Origin of the sequence: Lysobacter soli, assembly GCF_009755585.1 — a bacterium.
GTDB lineage: Bacteria > Pseudomonadota > Gammaproteobacteria > Xanthomonadales > Xanthomonadaceae > Lysobacter_J > Lysobacter_J soli.
The window spans coordinates 2,424,803-2,439,709 of the sequence record NZ_CP046603.1; the positions used below are offsets into that span (position 1 = coordinate 2,424,803).

Sequence of the window (14,907 nt, forward strand, 5' to 3'; positions counted from 1 at the left end):
AGACATGACTGACCAGCCATCCCCGCCGCTCAAGGCGGCGATCGTCTTCGGCGGTTCGCGCGGCATCGGCGCCGCCATCGCCCGCCGTCTTGCACAGGAGGGATATGCAGTCGCCCTCACCTACGCCTCGCGTGCCGACAAGGCCGACGAGGTCGTCCAGTCCATCCAGGCCGACGGAGGCATGGCCATCGCGTTGCAGGCAGACAGTACCGACGCCGGCGCGATCGCCGCTGCCGTTTCGGATACCGCCGAACGCTTCGGACCGCTCCATGTTGCCGTGGTCAACGCCGGCATCTACGAAGGCAGTCCGCTGGAGCAGTTTCCGCTGGACATGCTGGACCGGATGCTCGCCATCAACGTAAGGGGCGTGTTCCTCGCCGTGCAGGCTGCGGCTTCGCGGATGGCCGACGGCGGCAGCATCATCACCATTGGCAGCAATACAGCCGCACGCAGCGGTGTGGTCGGAAGCAGCGTCTACGCGATGTCCAAGGCCGCCGTGGCGACACTGGTCCGCGAACTGGCGCTGGATCTGGCCCCGCGCCAGATCACCATCAACAACATCCAGCCAGGGCCGGTCGAAACCGACATCACGACGGGTTTCCTCGATTACCTGATCGAACGAAACCCGCTCAAACGCGTCGGTCGTCCCGAGGAGATCGCGGCCCTCGCCGCCTTCCTTTCGAGCGCCGACGCGCGCTACATGACCGGTGCGAGCCTGACCGTGGACGGCGGCTATTCGATCTAGGCCGAACGGGGCCCAGCGCGTCCGGTGCGCCCGGCGCGAGGTTGCACCAGGCGATTCCGGGAAGGACCGGCACCACGCCGCTCGTCGCGCGACGGCGTGGGTGCCGGTCCTGTGCGACCCTTGCGCCACCCCAAGCCGACACGCCGACGCGCAAGCCAGCCCGCATGACGCCCGCCTCTCCCCTCCTTCGCCAGCGCGGCACCGCCGACGGCAACCGCGTCGCGATGGTCGAGCTGTTCTTCGACCTAGTGTTCGTGTTCGCGGTGACGCAGCTCTCGCACACGTTGCTGGAACACCTCACGGTGCAGGGCGCGCTGCAGACGCTGCTGCTGTTCCTGGCCGTGTGGTGGCTGTGGATCTTCACCTCGTGGGTCACCAACTGGCTCGATCCCGATCGCACACCGGTGCGGGTGATGCTGTTCGTGCTGATGCTCGGCGGTCTGCTGCTGTCGTCTTCGATCCCGCAGGCATTCGGCGAGCGCGGGCTGATGTTCGGCGTGGTGTTCGCGGCGATGCAGGTGGGGCGAACCGCCTTCGTGGCGATTGCGATGCGCAACCACCATCGCGTGCTGCACGAGAACTTCGTGCGCATCGCGTTGTGGCTGGCGCTGTCGGGAACGCTGTGGGTCGCCGGCGGCCTGAACGAGGGCGCCACGCGCGTGGCGTTGTGGACGGCCGCCGTCGCCATCGAATACTGCGCACCTGCGCTGTACTTCTACGTGCCGGGGATGGGGCGATCGAGCACCATCGACTGGGACGTCGACGGCCATCACCTGGCCGAACGCTGCGCGCTGTTCGTGATCATCGCGCTGGGTGAATCGATCCTGGTCACCGGCGCGACGTTCGCCGCGGGGGCTTGGACCACGCCGACCATCGCAGCGTTCATCGTGGCCTTCCTCGGCAGCGTGGCGATGTGGTGGATCTACTTCGACACCGGTGCCGAACGCGCCAGCCAGCGCATAGAACATTCCGACGACCCCGGACGCCAGGCGCGGCTGGCCTACACCTACCTGCACCTGCTGATCATCGCCGGCATCGTGGTCTGTGCCGTGGCGGACGAACTGGCGCTGGCGCATCCGGATCACTTCGAAGGCGACGGCCGCGCCGCGATCGCGGCGATGATCGGCGGGCCGATGCTCTACCTGCTCGGCGTCGCGCTGTTCAAGTGGGTCTGCAACGAACGCCGCGGGCCGCCGCTGTCCCACTGCGCGGGCATCGTGATGCTCGCGGTACTCGCGCCGATCGCGCTGGCGCATCTGCTCTCGCCGCTCGCGTTGGCGACGGCGACGACACTGGTGCTGATGATCGTCGCCATGTGGGAGACCCTCGCGCTGCGCCGAAGGTGAGCATGCGCGCCACATGAATGCGGCGCGACGTGGTGATGGGCCGTGTTGTGACAGGTTCGCCGGAAAAAGCGGCGCAACGATGCGTCATGCCACAGGTAGTGCACAGGCGAACCGAAGCGCGCGAGCATGCGCTCCCGCGCCGGAAACCGTGCGCATCGCACTGACCACATCGAGGAATCGACATGACCCATCGCCTGGACTACACGCAGATCTCGCCGAAGGGCATCAAGGCGCTCGGCGGCGTCTACGGCCACGTGATGCAGAGCGCGCTGCCCGCCGACCTGGTGGACCTGACGTACCTGCGCATCTCGCAGATCAACAACTGCGCCTACTGCCTGGACCTGCACACGCGCGACCTCATCGGGCGCGGCGTGGCGATCGAAAAGCTCGCGCTCGTGCAGGCGTGGCGCGAAGCCGGCACGCTGTTCAGCGAACGCGAACGCGCCGCGCTGGCGTGGGCCGAAAGCGTCACGCGCGTCGCGCAGACCGGTGTGCCCGATGACGACTACCAGGCTGCGCTGTCGGTATTCGGCGAGAAGGACCTCGTCGACCTGACCATCGCCATCGGGCTGATGAACACGTACAACCGCCTCGCGATCAGCTTCCGCAGGACGCCTCAGGCGGTGGCAGGCGTACACGGCGATACATGAACAGGCCGGCGGCGACATATCGTCGATACGTAGCAGGCGCCCAATGCGATGGCGGACGCGATGCAGCACCAGCGGTCCGCCCTCCACCGACCTGACCGGATTGCCGCCATGAACTTCGCCCACCTCCTGCTCGCGACCGCCATCGCCAGCACGCCCGTCGCCGGCGCGAACGAGAAGCCGACGTCGGCCGAAACCGGCTTCGTTCGTCTCGATGACGACATCACCCTTCGCCAGCTCGTCGTCCGCAATGCGAATCCGCAGGGCACCGTCCTGTTCCTGCATGGCTTCCCGGAATCGAGCCTCGCCTTCAAGGACATCGCCATCGCGCTGGGCGACGATTACGAAGTGCATGCGTTCGACTGGCCGGGCTACGGACAGTCATCGCGTCCCTCGCCCGATCGCTTCGCCTATGCTCCCGCCGATTACGCCCGCGTGCTGAAGGCGTACATAGCCCATGAGCGCATCGATACCTCGCAGCTGACGATCTACGCGACCGACATCGGCGCCCTGCCCGCGCTGCTGCTCGCATTGGACGAACCGCACATCGCGCGGGGCATCATCGTCGGCGATTTCGCACCGTTCGACCGGCCGCAACTGATGCACGAAAACCTGCGAAACCTGAAGTCCCCGGGCAGCGCCGGGCCCACGCGCGCGGCGATGAACGCCAACCAAGCCGACATCATCGAGAACGTTCACCGCCGCGACCTTCCGCGGGAATCGCAGTACGACCTTGAGCCGGAATTCCAGGCCGACATCGCGAACAACTGGAACCGCGACGGCGTGACGACCGTCGATGCGTTCGCGCACTACTACGCCCACTTCACCCGGGACCAGCAGTACTTCGAAGCGAATGTCGCGAAACTGCAGACGCCGGTTCGGGTGGTGTGGGGCGAGCGCGACCTCTACATCCGGCCGGACATGGGCCTGGAATTCGCGGCGAAGGCGCGGCTGCAGATCGACGTACTGCCCGGCATCGGCCATTTCCCGCACCTGCAGGATCCGGCCCGCACGGCACTGGAAGTGCGCGCATCGTTCCGCTGACTTCGGCCATCGGGAAGAAGCCGTCGCCGTTGTGGAGGCTAATGGACCAGAACCCGTCGACCGGCACTTCGACGCTGCGCGATGGCGAGGCGATGTTGTGGTTGAGCCCGGTTACCTGGTGTGAAGTCGGCGCTGCGCGAAATCCAGGATCGGCTTGTTACCGACGCACCCAATCCAGCAACGTTTCGGCCAGTTCCCGCGGCGCTTCGAGCGGGATCAGATGCCCCGCGCCCTCGATGATCCTAAGATCCGCGCCGCGTATCGCATCGACGAGTTCGCGCGATTCGTCGATGGAGCGGAGCTGGTCATCGCGCGCGGCGATGACCAACGTGGGACATGAGATTCCATCGAGCGGAACGTCGGTTCGATCCAGCGCCGATTGCCAATCGAACGCGTCCGCACCCAAACGGATGCTCATCGCGCGTACGCGCTCGATCAGCGCCTCATCGTCCGCATCGTTGGGGCCCAGCGATCGCTGGATCGCACGACGGCTGAGTCCGGCGAACGTGGCGCGCCCCGTCGAACCCGAGAGCGGCGCGGCCGCACGCTCGCCTCGCGCGGATGTCGCGACAAGCACGAGCGCTTCGGCCAGTTGCGGATGCGCCGCTGCGAGCGCACGCGCGACGTAGCCGCCCATCGAGAATCCGAGCAGTACGGTCGGGCCGTCAAGCTGCGCCGCCACGGCGTCCGCGACATCCCGTACCGTGCGACCGCGCGGCAGCGCGATGCGCTGCACGCGCCAGTCATGGGGCAGATGCGGAACGAAGTCGTCCCACAACGCGTCGTCGAGCATGAAACCGGGCAGCAGGGCGACGGTTTTCATCGACGCGTCCACGCGCACTCAGCTGCGATCGACGATGCGGCGGATCTTGCGGTCGTCGAACGAAGACTCGCCGCTCTGCCGCGCTCAACGCTCGCCGGAAGGCGGAGCGCGATCGTCGTCGTTGTCGCTGCGGGTAGCGGGTTTGTTCGCCTCGCGCGCGGCGGCCTTCTTCGCGGCCTTCTCGTCCTGCTGCTTCTTCTTGGCGATTTCGCGCTGGCGCTTTTCGAATGAGTAGTTGGGCTTGGGCAAGTGGGCTTCTCGCTTTGTGTTGGGTGGAGTCGACGACCATGCCGTGGTCGTGGGCAATCTGATTGTGGCTCAGCGGGCCTTCGGGCGCGCGGGAGCGGCCTTCTTCGCCGCTGCCCCGTTCGTCGAGGCCACGGCGTCCTTCTCGGGTTTGCGACGCAGCGGCGTGACACCCAGGACTTCCACCTGACCGCCGGCCTTGCTGAAGGCGTCCATGTCGGCGGCGATCCGTTCGTGCGTCACTTCCTTGTCGGGCGACGGCTTGCCGAACGGGGATGTGGTGTATCCGTTCGCCCCGGTCGGGCGATAGCTGGACATGGGTGAGCCTCCGGTGGGTGTGTACATCATTGAAGAACGAGCTCGATCGTGCGCGCATGGTCGCGTGCGTAGTCTTCGCGGATCGCGTCGCAATACGGGCCGCCCATCGCGAAACGGCGGCAGACGTCGGGCCGGCTGTCGTAGATCCCGCAGTTCATGCGCGAGCCGTCCACCGCCACGCACCAGCCATCCTCGTCCTTCGCCATGACCCGCAGCCCGCCGGGGAGCTCGGTCGTCAGGTGGGACGGAATGTGGTCTTCGGGCTGCACCACCACCGTCAGCCGGCAACAAACGGCATCGCACCGCGCGCAGTCGGCCGCCGCTAGAACAGGCGCTGGCTGCTTGGCGGGGCTTCGTTGTCGATCCGGCATCTGGGGTGTGGCTCCTGGAGACGAGGCGCCCGTAGGGCTGTGGAAAAGACGCACTGGCCGTCAGGCCCGTGCAGAGGCGGCGGCGGCGTTGGAGCGGGCGCTCCTTACTTGTGCCACCTGGAGCGGGAAGTCGCCGTGAATGCAGCCTTCACTGCGCTTGCCGGCGGAAGGCTTGGCGGTGCGGTCGCGGGGATCGGCGCAGTGCGCCGGAGAGCGCCAGATGGGCTGGCCTGAGTGCAGTGTAGCCCGGATGGGGCTTGCGCGTGGGCGAGCACGCGCGATGCGCTCTGCACGGACGCGCTCTCCGTGAGCTGACGTACTGTGATTCCGCTGTGTCACCCGCTCCATTAGTTGACACGCTTCCACATTTCCATAAACATGGAATTATGGAAACCGACACCGCACTCAAGAGCCTCGCCGCGCTCAGCCACGACGCGCGCTTGGCAGCCTTTCGCGAACTCGTCCAGGCCGGGCCCGATGGGTTGTCGGTCGGCGAGTTGCGCGACCGCCTCGACCTTCCCGCCGCGACGCTCACCGCGCAGCTCAATATCCTGCGCAACGCCGCTCTGGTGCACGACCAGCGCGAGGGGCGCGTCATCCGCGTGCGGGCCAACTACCTGCAGATGAACGGCCTGATCGCCTACCTCACCGAAAACTGCTGCAGCGGCCAGTCCGCCTGCGAGCCCGCCAGCGGCTGCACGCCGCGCAAGAAAGGAGCCTCGAAGTGAACCGCTTCCACGTACACCTCAACGTGTCGAACCTCGACGACAGCATCCGTTTCTACTCGCAGCTTTTCGCCAGTGCGCCCGCAGTGGTCAAGGGCGATTACGCCAAGTGGATGCTCGAAGATCCGCGCGTGAACTTCGCGATCTCCACTACGGGGCGCGCGCCCGGCATCGATCACCTGGGCATCCAGGTCGATAGCAGCGATGAACTCGTCGCGCTCGGCCGCCGCCTCGACGCGGCCGGCAGCACCGTCGTTCCCGAACCGGACGCCACGTGCTGCTACGCGCGCTCCGACAAGATGTGGACCGAAGACCCGCAAGGCACGCGTTGGGAAACCTTCCACAGCTTCGGCGACGCGGTCACCTACTACGCCGCCGACGATGCGTGCTCGACCGACGCCGCATGCCGCCCCGCGCCGGCTGCCGTGCAGAGCCGCTGCGCGCCCGCGTCCGGCTGCTGCTGAGACCAACATGGAACTGCGCCTCCACCGTTCCGACGATCGCGACGCGATCCGCTCGCTGCTCGCCGATGCCGGGCTTCCGGTCGACGACCTCGATCACGCCAACGTGCAGTTCATCGTCGCCATCGACGAGGGCGTGATCGTAGGCGTGATCGGCATCGAGTCGTTCGAACGCGCCGGCCTGCTGCGTTCGCTCGCCGTTCGCCCCGGCCTGCGTGAAAGCGGCATCGGCGGTCGGCTCGTCGATGCGCTCGAAGCGTTCGCCCGCGAGCGCGGCATCGATCGACTGCTTCTGCTCACGCAAACGGCCGCGCCGTTCTTCGGCAAGCGCGGTTATCGCGTCATCGATCGCAAAGACGCGCCGGACGACGTGCGTGCAAGCGCGCAGTTCCGTTCGCTCTGCCCGCAATCCGCCACCTGCATGACCAAACCGCTCGATCACGGGAAGAGGAAGCGCGTCCTGTTCGTCTGCGTGGAAAACGCCAATCGCAGCCAGATGGCCGAAGCCTTCGCGCGCATCCATGGTGGCGACCAGGTCGAGGCCTTCAGTGCCGGGTCGCGACCTTCGGGGCTGATCAACCCGAAGGCCGTGCGCTTCATGTCCGAACTCGGTTATGACCTCACCGCGCACGCGTCGAAATCGCTCGACGAAATCGCCGGCGAATTCGACGCCGTCATCACCATGGGCTGCGGCGACAACTGCCCGTGGGTGCCGGCCAAACGACGCGAGGACTGGGCTCTGCCCGATCCGAAGCACATGGACGACGACGCCTACCGCGCGGTGCGCGACGAGATCTCCGCGCGAGTGCGTGCGTTGCTGGCCGCGTTGTGATGCCGCTGTCGTGTCGCCTGACGGCCGAGTTCATCGGCACCTCGCTGCTGCTCGCTGCGATCGTTGGCTCAGGCATCATGGGCGAAGCGCTGTCGCACGGGAACGCCGCCGTCGCGCTTCTGGCGAACGCTGCGGCCACGGCGGGCGCGCTTTACGCGCTCATCGTGAGCCTGGCGCCGATCTCCGGCGCGCACTTCAACCCGGCGGTGACGGTCGTCGCGCATCTGCACGGCGACCTGAGCCGCCGCGATGCCGTCGCGTACATCGTCGTGCAGACCGTCGCCGCCATCGCAGGCGTGCTGCTCGCACACGCCATGTTCGATCTGCCGCTACTGCAGCCCGGCACGCACGTCCGCACCGGCGCGTCGCAGTGGCTCAGCGAAGCGGTGGCGACGTTCGGTCTGATCATGACGATCGTGCTCGGCGTGCGTCATCGCCCCGCGGCGATACCGGCGCTCGTCGCCAGCTACATCTTCGCCGCGTACTGGTTCACCGCCAGCACGTCTTTCGCCAATCCCGCCGTGACGCTGGCACGTGCGCTCACGACGACGTTTGCGGGCATCCGGCCCGAGGACGTCGCCGCCTTCATCGCGGCGCAGGCGGTCGGGACGTTCGTTGCGATCAAGACTGTCGGGTTTCTGCGGCCCGCGCATGCCTAATCCGCGCGCCGTAGACGTCGGTGTTCTCGACGTGGTCGGACGCGACGTCCGACGCGACGCCTGCTCCACGTCCACTCGCCGTCAACTGCGCATGCGTTACGAGCGGCAAAGCGCGGCGCTTGAGAGATTTTGCTCGGCTGTCCGAGCTTCGAGCTTGGTGTGTGGAGCTATTTGCTCGGAAGGTCGAGCTCCGAGCTCGGCGCATCGAGCTATTTGCTCGGAAGGTCGAGCTGCGAGCTCGGTGCGTAGAGCTTTTTGCTTGGAAGGTCGAGCTCCGAGCCCGGTGCGTCGAGCTATTTGCTCGGAAGGTCGAGCTCCGAGCTCGGCGCATCGAGCTATTTGCTCGGAAGGTCGAGCTGCGAGCTCGGTGCGTAGAGCTTTTTGCTTGGAAGGTCGAGCTCCGAGCTCGGTGCGTCGAGCTTTTTGCCTCGCGATCCGAGCTTCGAGCTTGGGACGCCGAGCTCCGAGCTCGGCATGTCGAGCTTTTAGCCCGGATGCCCGAGCTGTGTGATCCACACGTGCCTCGCCTGCCCCGCCCCGCGCTCGCGACCGCCGCCTACCGATTGAGGCTCATACGCGCGCCGTCGGACTCACGCTTGCCGGACCAGCGGCCATCGCCGGCGGGCCAGAAGCGGCCGATGATGCGGTTATTGGTGTCGGTCAGTTGCAGCTGGTTGCCGGACACGGTCCAGCGGTTCACGTCGAAGAAGCCGTCCGGACACCCCGCCGGGGTGTAGGCACGATGGCCGCCGAACCATTCGTCGGCTTTCAGTTCGATCGTGCAGTTGTCGCCGCCGTCCTGGGCCAGCGACCAGGCGACCGACGATGGCCGCGTTCGGCGGCGCGGTGTTGTTCCACCCGCCGCCGTTGTCGATGCTAATGCCACCCCAGCTGTCGTGGCTGCGGCTTTCGCTGTGCGAATGGCCGCTGCTGGACGTTGTGGTTTCCACGCTGCCGGCGTTGGTCCACGAATCGCTGCGCGTGTCGGTGGTGTCGGTGGACGTGCCTGAGCCGGTGATCGACTGCTCCGTGTGCTGGAACTGGTCGGTGATGCTCTGTTCGGCCGCGCGGATGTCGGCGCCCGGGTCGGGCATCGCGGTGGGATCGTCCTGCGCGGCCGCGGAACCGGAGGCGGCAAACAACACGACCGCGACGGAGAGGCGCTGGATCAGGGGGAACGCGACGGTGCGCATGGGCGGACTCCAGGCAGAAAGCGTGGGCCTACGACGGTCGTTCGCGCGAAGCGTGCGGCAGGCGAGCTCAGTCGAGTGTGAAGAGGCCGGTGCCGGTGCTGATGGCAACGCCGGAGCCGGGCCAAGGCTAATGCCTATGCCGAAGCCGGCACGGTGCAGATGCAGATGCCGTCGCTCTTGCTCGTCATTCCCGCGAAGGCGGGAATCCATGGACTTTCCACGCTTTCCTGTGGCGCCAAGAGACCAAGAAAGACACCAGCCAATCTTGCGACCGCGCGCCGGCAATCGGCGCGCCGCGCGCACAACACGCAAACGCCGCGTCAGCACCATCCATGCGCGACGCTCATGCGACAAAGGCTGAGCAACGCACGTCTCACTTTGCACCAATGCAGCGTTGACCGCCGTTGCATGCGTGCGCACGCTGGAACTGCACCGGCGAACTCCGGTGTCGGGATTGGCGTCCCGAACAACGAGGCGTGCAGCAGCCTTTGATGCGAGGTCTGCACGAGTTGACGCATCAGCCGCAAGGCATTCGTCCGTCCCTCGTTTGGCGTCGCGGTGACGGAATTCCCATCCAACGAGAATTCCAATTCATGACTAACAAGAAGCGCGCCCGTCGGCAGCGACCGGCCGAACCGTCGTCTTTCCCCGCCCTGCCCTTCGTCTCACCACGCGAGCATGGTCGCGCACACTACTGGACAGTCCCTCCAGTAGGCGGTCCAGTCGGAGACTACGCAGAAGCCGAACGAACCGGCCGCGAATACGCCCTGCAATTCGTGCAATGGCTGCAAGCCAATCCGCGCTCGGCGTTCGAGTGTTTTCGCTCGGAGCGTCGAGCTCTGCTTCCCGGCGGCGAGGTATCTGCGCCCGCAACGCCGAGCAGGGAGCTCGGCCAGCCGAGTAACTTGCTTCGACATCCGAGCTCAGAAACTCGAACGCCAGGCTCCCGAACTCACGCGCGAATCGGCTTCGACTTGCCTTTCAGGCTCAGGGGCTCGCACGCGAGGCTTTGAACTGCGTACGCCGAGCTTCGAGCCTCGTGCACGAGGCTCCGACTGTGGCGCTCCGAGCTCGCACGGTCGAACGCCGCCAACACTCGCGGGAGCGGCGGATCAGTCACCGTCGAGAGGGGGAAATGGCGGAGAGAGTGGGATTCGAACCCACGGAAGGTTTGACCCTTCGGCGGTTTTCAAGACCGCTGCCTTAAACCACTCGGCCATCTCTCCGTATCGGCGTTGCCGCCTTGCACCGATGCCGCGTTGCACGGCGATCGCACCCGGTGGCCCGGGTGCACCGGGCCCTCAAACGAAGCGGCCCGCGTGGTGCGGGCCGCATTCTCTCATGCCTCGGTGACGATGCGGGGTGCGGGCGCGGGGGGCGCGGCCGCGGACAGCTTCGCGACGTCCTCCGGGCACGGCTTGCCCTTGATCTCGCTGCATTGCAGGCGCGCGGATTCGACCAGGCCCGGCGCCTTCTCGGCGATGAAGTCGATGAAGACGCGCACGGCCGGCAGCAGGCCGCGCCGCGAAGCGAACACGGCATGGAAGATGCCCTGCGGCAGGCGCCAGTCAGGCAGCACCACTTCCAGCTCGCCGCGGCGCACGGCTTCGGCGCAGATGGTTTCCGGCAGCAGCGTGATGCCCACGCCCTGCTGCGCCAGCTGCATCAGCATGGGGAAATCGAAGCCCATCACGCGCGGCTTGAGTTCGACGCGGCGCACGTCGCCATCGGGGCCGTGCAGCTCCCAGCGCTGGCGGGCGTCGTCCTCGCTCATGCTGAGGGTGACGTGGTCGCTCAGTTCGTCCGGGTTCTTCGGGCGGCCCATGCGCTTGAGGTAATCGGGGCTGGCGACCAGCAGTTCGGCGATCTGGCCGAAGCTGCGCATCACCAGGCTGCCGTCGTCGTCGAGCTTGGAGCGCACGCGCAGGGCGACGTCGATGCCTTCATTGATGATGTCGACGCGGCGATTGCTCACCAGCAGCTGCACGCGCACCTGCGGGAAGCGCGCGAGGAATTCCGGCAGCAGCTTGGGCATCTGCTGCTGCGCCATGCCCACCGGCACGCTGACGCGGATGACGCCGCGCGGCTCGGCGCTGAGGCGGTCGACGACTTCGTGCGCCGCCTGCGCTTCGGCCAGCATCGATTGCGCATGCCGATAGACGCTGTTGCCGACGTCGGTAACGGCGAAGCGGCGCGTGGAACGCTGCAGCAGGCGCACGCCCAGGTCGGTTTCGAGCTGGCTGATGCGGCGGCTCAGGCGGGACTTCGGGATGCCCAGCGCGCGCTCGGCCGCGGCGAAGCCGCCGTGCTCGACGACCATGGCGAAGTAGTAGAGGTCGTTCAGGTCCTGCATGGCCATAATTCCAATTCCGGAACAGTTAGTGATAGTTGACCAGATTTATTCCATCCCTGCAACGACCTAGATTGGTCCTCGAGCCGGCAACCCCGCCGATCGTTCCATTCGAGGCCCATCATGAAGCTCCTGCATCTGGATACCAGTGCCCTTGGCACCAATTCGGTTACCCGCGAACTGACCGCCGCCGTCGTGGCCCGCTGGCAGGGCGCCCATGCCGACCTGACCGTCGAGTACCGCGATCTCGACTCCGACCCCCTGCCGCACCTCACCGGGCGCTCGCTGGCCAAGGCCGATCCGGCCCAGGCCGAAGCGGACGAAGCGACGCTCCAGCAGTTCCTGTCTGCCGATGTAGTGGTGATTGGCGCGCCGTTTTACAACTTCAGCATTCCGTCGACGCTGAAGGCGTGGATCGACCGCGTCGCCGTCGCCGGCCGCACCTTCCGCTATACCGAAGCCGGTCCGGAAGGCCTGGCGGGCGGCAAGCAGGTGATCATCGTCAGCGGTCGGGGCGGCCAGTACGGCGACGCGAGCCCGGCGGATTTCCAGGAAGCCTACCTGCGCCAGGTGTTCGGCTTCATCGGCATCAAGGACGTGGAGATCATCCGCGCCGAGGGCGTGGCGTACTCGCCGCAGCATCGCGCCGATGCGCTGGCCGCTGCGCATGCGTCCATCCGTTCGCCTCTGGCAGAGGCTGCCTGAGCTTCAGGCATCCAGGAGACGCGCGCCGGCCCACCCCTCCCCGCTTGAGCCGGCAAACGCGAACGGGCCCGCTTGCGGGCCCGTTTTTTTGCGCGTGGTTGTTCTGTCTGCTTTGAAAGGGAGGGCTCTTGGCCGCTTTCTCCCTGCGGTGCGGTGCTTTCGCCCCTCTCCCCTCGGGAGAGGGGTTGGGGTGAGGGGTAACGAAGCGGTTGCTTCAAAAACCAGTAGCACGGTGATGCACTGCTGGTTTGCCGCTGTGGCTTCGTTGCCCCTCATCCGCCCTGCGGGCACCTTCTCCCGAGGGGAGAAGGAAACAGCATGCGGCTCAGGCGATGCGTTCCTGACCGCCCATATACGGCCGCAGCACCTCCGGCACGGTGATCGAGCCGTCGGCGTTCTGGTAGTTCTCCATCACGGCGATCAGTGCGCGGCCCACGGCCGTGCCCGAGCCGTTGAGCGTGTGCACCAGCTCCGGCTTGCCGGTCGCCGGGTTGCGCCAGCGGGCCTGCATGCGGCGGGCCTGGAAGCTTTCGCAGTTCGAGCAGGACGAGATCTCGCGGTACGTGTCCTGCGAAGGCAGCCAGACTTCCAGATCGAACGTCTTCGTCGCCGCGAAGCCCATGTCGCCCGTGCAGAGCAGCACGCGGCGGTATGGCAGGCCCAGTTTTTCGAGCACTACTTCGGCGCAGCGCGTCATGCGCTCGTGCTCGACATAGCTTTCTTCCGGGCGCGCGATCGTCACCAACTCGACCTTCTCGAACTGATGCTGGCGGATCATGCCGCGCGTGTCGCGGCCGTGGCTGCCGGCTTCGGCGCGGAAACACATCGAATGCGCGGTCATGCGGATCGGCATCGCGTCGGCTTCGACGATCTCGTCGCGCACTATGTTGGTCAGCGGAACTTCCGAGGTCGGAATCAGGTAGCGCTTGTGCGCGTTTTCGCCGTCGCCGATGGTCGTGGCGAACAGGTCGTCCTCGAACTTCGGCAGCTGGCCGGTGCCGCGCATGCTGTCGGCGTTCACCAGCAGCGGGACGCTGGTTTCCTGGTAGCCGTGCTCGTTGGTGTGCAGGTCGAGCATGAACTGCGCGAGCGCACGGTGCAGGCGCGCGAGCGAGCCGCGCAGCACGGTGAAGCGCGCGCCGCTGAGCTTGGCGGCGGTGTCGCCATCGAGCCAGCCGTTGCGCGCGCCGAGTTCGACGTGGTCCTTCACCGGGAATTCGAACGTGCGCGGTGTGCCCCAGCGGTGCTGTTCGACGTTGTCGTTCTCGTCCTCGCCCTGCGGCACGGACTCGTGCGGCAGGTTCGGGATGGTCAGCGCGATCGCCTCGATCTCGCCACGGATGACTTCAAGGCGCGCTTCGCTGGCCTTGAGTTCGTCGCCGAAACCGGCGACTTCGGCCATCAGCGCGCTGACGTCCTCGCCCTTCGCCTTCGCCTGGCCGATGGCCTTCGAGCGCGTGTTGCGCAGGTTCTGCAGTTCCTGCGTGCGCACCTGGATCTGCTTGCGCTCGGACTCCAGCGCTTCCAGCACGCCGGCGTCGAGTTCGTAGCCCCGGGTCTCGCGCAGGCGCGCGGCAAGTTCGGCGGGGTTGTGGCGCAGCAGGTTGGGATCGAGCATGGGAGCGTGGGGCCGAACGAGTGATCGAGGTCGCGATTATCGCGTGGAACCACCGCCAAGGGCGACGGATTGCCGAAACGTTCACGTCCTGAAGGGCCGCGATGGGCAGAATCGGGGCAGGTTTCCCACCGGTTCACGCATGTCCACACCTGCTCCCGCGCCGCATCGTCCCGCCTTCGATCTCGGCCGCTGGCTGCCGGCGGGGCGATCCTTCCTGTGGGTTCTGCTGGCCTTCGTCATTGGGCTGGTGCTGTTCGCGCTGGTGCTGTCGGCGGGACGCAAGGACGACGACGCGCTGTTCCGCGTGGGCACGCCGCCGACGGCGGATGCGCCGCGCTATTCGCCACTCCCCGCCCCGCTTCCCGCCGGCAGCGACAACGCGAGCGGCATGGGCGCACCGCCCGCGCAGGCGCCGGGCGAAGAGGAAGAACGTCCGAGGCTGGTCGAAACGCGACCGGCTGCACCGCCGCCGTCGCTGCCGCAGCCCGCCGCGCCGGCAGTGCCGAGCGGGCCGGTGTCGCGGCCGGAGCCTATCGCCGGGCAAACGCCGGCACCGCGTTATCCGACGCAGTCGCTGCGTCGTGGCGAAAGCGGCACGGTGACGGTGCGGGCGCAGATCGGCCCGGATGGCGTGCCGAGCGAGGTCGCGGTCGCGAACGGTAGCGGCTCGCGCTATCTGGATCGCGCTGCCGTGGACGCGGTCAAGCGCTGGCGCTTCCGCCCGGCGATGCAGGGCGGCCAGCCGACCACGGGAACGGTGATGGTGCCGATCGAGTTCCAGGCGCAGCGCTGAGGCGCGCCTCCAGAACCGACGCGAGCCGCGA

At 66.9% G+C, this 14,907-nt stretch carries 17 protein-coding genes and 1 tRNA gene; 10 read left to right on the forward strand and 8 right to left on the reverse strand.

What is annotated here, in order from left to right:
* The first annotated feature begins 4 nt into the window (after positions 1-4).
* The 4 genes from GOY17_RS10940 (at position 5) to GOY17_RS10955 (ending at position 3,782) form a co-directional block, all read left to right on the forward strand.
* The gene (locus tag GOY17_RS10940; RefSeq protein ID WP_198173662.1) at positions 5-745 is read left to right on the forward strand and encodes an SDR family NAD(P)-dependent oxidoreductase; all 741 of its coding nucleotides are present in this window, start codon (positions 5-7) and stop codon (positions 743-745) included.
* Positions 746-909: 164 nt separating this feature from the next.
* Positions 910-2,091, forward strand: a complete 1,182-nt coding sequence (locus GOY17_RS10945) for a low temperature requirement protein A (RefSeq protein WP_157030427.1) — start codon at positions 910-912, stop codon at positions 2,089-2,091.
* Positions 2,092-2,273: 182 nt separating this feature from the next.
* Positions 2,274-2,741: a carboxymuconolactone decarboxylase family protein gene (locus GOY17_RS10950; protein ID WP_157030428.1), complete on the forward strand. Its 468-nt coding sequence runs from the start codon at positions 2,274-2,276 to the stop codon at positions 2,739-2,741.
* Between the two features lie 108 nt (positions 2,742-2,849).
* Positions 2,850-3,782, forward strand: coding sequence for an alpha/beta fold hydrolase (locus GOY17_RS10955; RefSeq protein WP_157030429.1), 933 nt, complete (start codon positions 2,850-2,852; stop codon positions 3,780-3,782).
* A gap of 157 nt (positions 3,783-3,939) precedes the next feature.
* Here GOY17_RS10955 and GOY17_RS10960 read toward each other — a convergent pair whose 3' ends face one another.
* From GOY17_RS10960 to GOY17_RS10970, 4 genes are all read right to left on the reverse strand, one after another.
* Positions 3,940-4,575 carry an alpha/beta fold hydrolase gene (locus GOY17_RS10960; RefSeq protein ID WP_198173663.1) on the reverse strand — a complete coding sequence of 212 codons (636 nt, stop codon included), beginning with the start codon at positions 4,573-4,575 and terminating at the stop codon, positions 3,940-3,942.
* A 114-nt stretch (positions 4,576-4,689) separates the two neighbouring features.
* Positions 4,690-4,854 (reverse strand): hypothetical protein, encoded by a 165-nt coding sequence (locus GOY17_RS18805; protein WP_181902729.1) that lies wholly within the window; start codon positions 4,852-4,854, stop codon positions 4,690-4,692.
* A gap of 69 nt (positions 4,855-4,923) precedes the next feature.
* Positions 4,924-5,169, reverse strand: a complete 246-nt coding sequence (locus GOY17_RS10965; RefSeq protein ID WP_157030431.1) for a hypothetical protein — start codon at positions 5,167-5,169, stop codon at positions 4,924-4,926.
* 26 nt (positions 5,170-5,195) lie between these two features.
* Positions 5,196-5,540 (reverse strand): YkgJ family cysteine cluster protein, encoded by a 345-nt coding sequence (locus tag GOY17_RS10970; RefSeq protein WP_157030432.1) that lies wholly within the window; start codon positions 5,538-5,540, stop codon positions 5,196-5,198.
* A 386-nt stretch (positions 5,541-5,926) separates the two neighbouring features.
* Here GOY17_RS10970 and GOY17_RS10975 point away from each other — a divergent pair, with 386 nt between their 5' ends.
* Genes GOY17_RS10975 through GOY17_RS10990 form a run of 4 tightly spaced genes read left to right on the forward strand, consistent with a single transcriptional unit; the run spans position 5,927 to position 8,217 of the window.
* Positions 5,927-6,268, forward strand: coding sequence for an ArsR/SmtB family transcription factor (locus GOY17_RS10975; RefSeq protein ID WP_157030433.1), 342 nt, complete (start codon positions 5,927-5,929; stop codon positions 6,266-6,268).
* Positions 6,265-6,729, forward strand: coding sequence for an ArsI/CadI family heavy metal resistance metalloenzyme (locus tag GOY17_RS10980; protein ID WP_157030434.1), 465 nt, complete (start codon positions 6,265-6,267; stop codon positions 6,727-6,729). Before GOY17_RS10975 ends, GOY17_RS10980 begins: the two co-directional genes overlap by 4 nt.
* Positions 6,647-7,558 carry an arsenic resistance N-acetyltransferase ArsN2 gene (gene arsN2 / locus GOY17_RS10985; RefSeq protein ID WP_157030435.1) on the forward strand — a complete coding sequence of 304 codons (912 nt, stop codon included), beginning with the start codon at positions 6,647-6,649 and terminating at the stop codon, positions 7,556-7,558. The genes GOY17_RS10980 and arsN2 overlap by 83 nt, the downstream gene beginning before the upstream one ends.
* A complete protein-coding gene (locus GOY17_RS10990; RefSeq protein ID WP_157030436.1) occupies positions 7,558-8,217 on the forward strand; it encodes an aquaporin in 660 nt (219 codons plus the stop codon). Before arsN2 ends, GOY17_RS10990 begins: the two co-directional genes overlap by 1 nt.
* A gap of 556 nt (positions 8,218-8,773) precedes the next feature.
* Here the strand turns inward: GOY17_RS10990 and GOY17_RS18940 are convergent.
* The 3 genes from GOY17_RS18940 to GOY17_RS11005 all read right to left on the reverse strand — a co-directional run bounded on the left by GOY17_RS18940 (position 8,774) and on the right by GOY17_RS11005 (position 11,778).
* Positions 8,774-9,103 (reverse strand): AprI/Inh family metalloprotease inhibitor, encoded by a 330-nt coding sequence (locus tag GOY17_RS18940; protein WP_232338408.1) that lies wholly within the window; start codon positions 9,101-9,103, stop codon positions 8,774-8,776.
* A gap of 1,443 nt (positions 9,104-10,546) precedes the next feature.
* A tRNA-Ser gene (locus GOY17_RS11000) sits at positions 10,547-10,636 on the reverse strand.
* Positions 10,637-10,749: 113 nt separating this feature from the next.
* On the reverse strand, positions 10,750-11,778 hold the full coding sequence (locus GOY17_RS11005; protein ID WP_157030437.1) for a LysR family transcriptional regulator: 1,029 nt from the start codon (positions 11,776-11,778) through the stop codon (positions 10,750-10,752).
* Between the two features lie 105 nt (positions 11,779-11,883).
* Between GOY17_RS11005 and GOY17_RS11010 the strand changes: the two genes are divergently transcribed.
* A complete protein-coding gene (locus GOY17_RS11010) occupies positions 11,884-12,465 on the forward strand; it encodes an FMN-dependent NADH-azoreductase (RefSeq protein WP_157030438.1) in 582 nt (193 codons plus the stop codon).
* Between the two features lie 325 nt (positions 12,466-12,790).
* On the opposite strand, the gene serS is transcribed toward GOY17_RS11010, so the two are convergent.
* Positions 12,791-14,083, reverse strand: coding sequence for a serine--tRNA ligase (serS, locus tag GOY17_RS11015; protein ID WP_157030439.1), 1,293 nt, complete (start codon positions 14,081-14,083; stop codon positions 12,791-12,793).
* A 139-nt stretch (positions 14,084-14,222) separates the two neighbouring features.
* Between serS and GOY17_RS11020 the strand changes: the two genes are divergently transcribed.
* Positions 14,223-14,876: an energy transducer TonB gene (locus GOY17_RS11020; protein ID WP_198173664.1), complete on the forward strand. Its 654-nt coding sequence runs from the start codon at positions 14,223-14,225 to the stop codon at positions 14,874-14,876.
* The last annotated feature ends 31 nt before the right edge of the window (positions 14,877-14,907 follow it).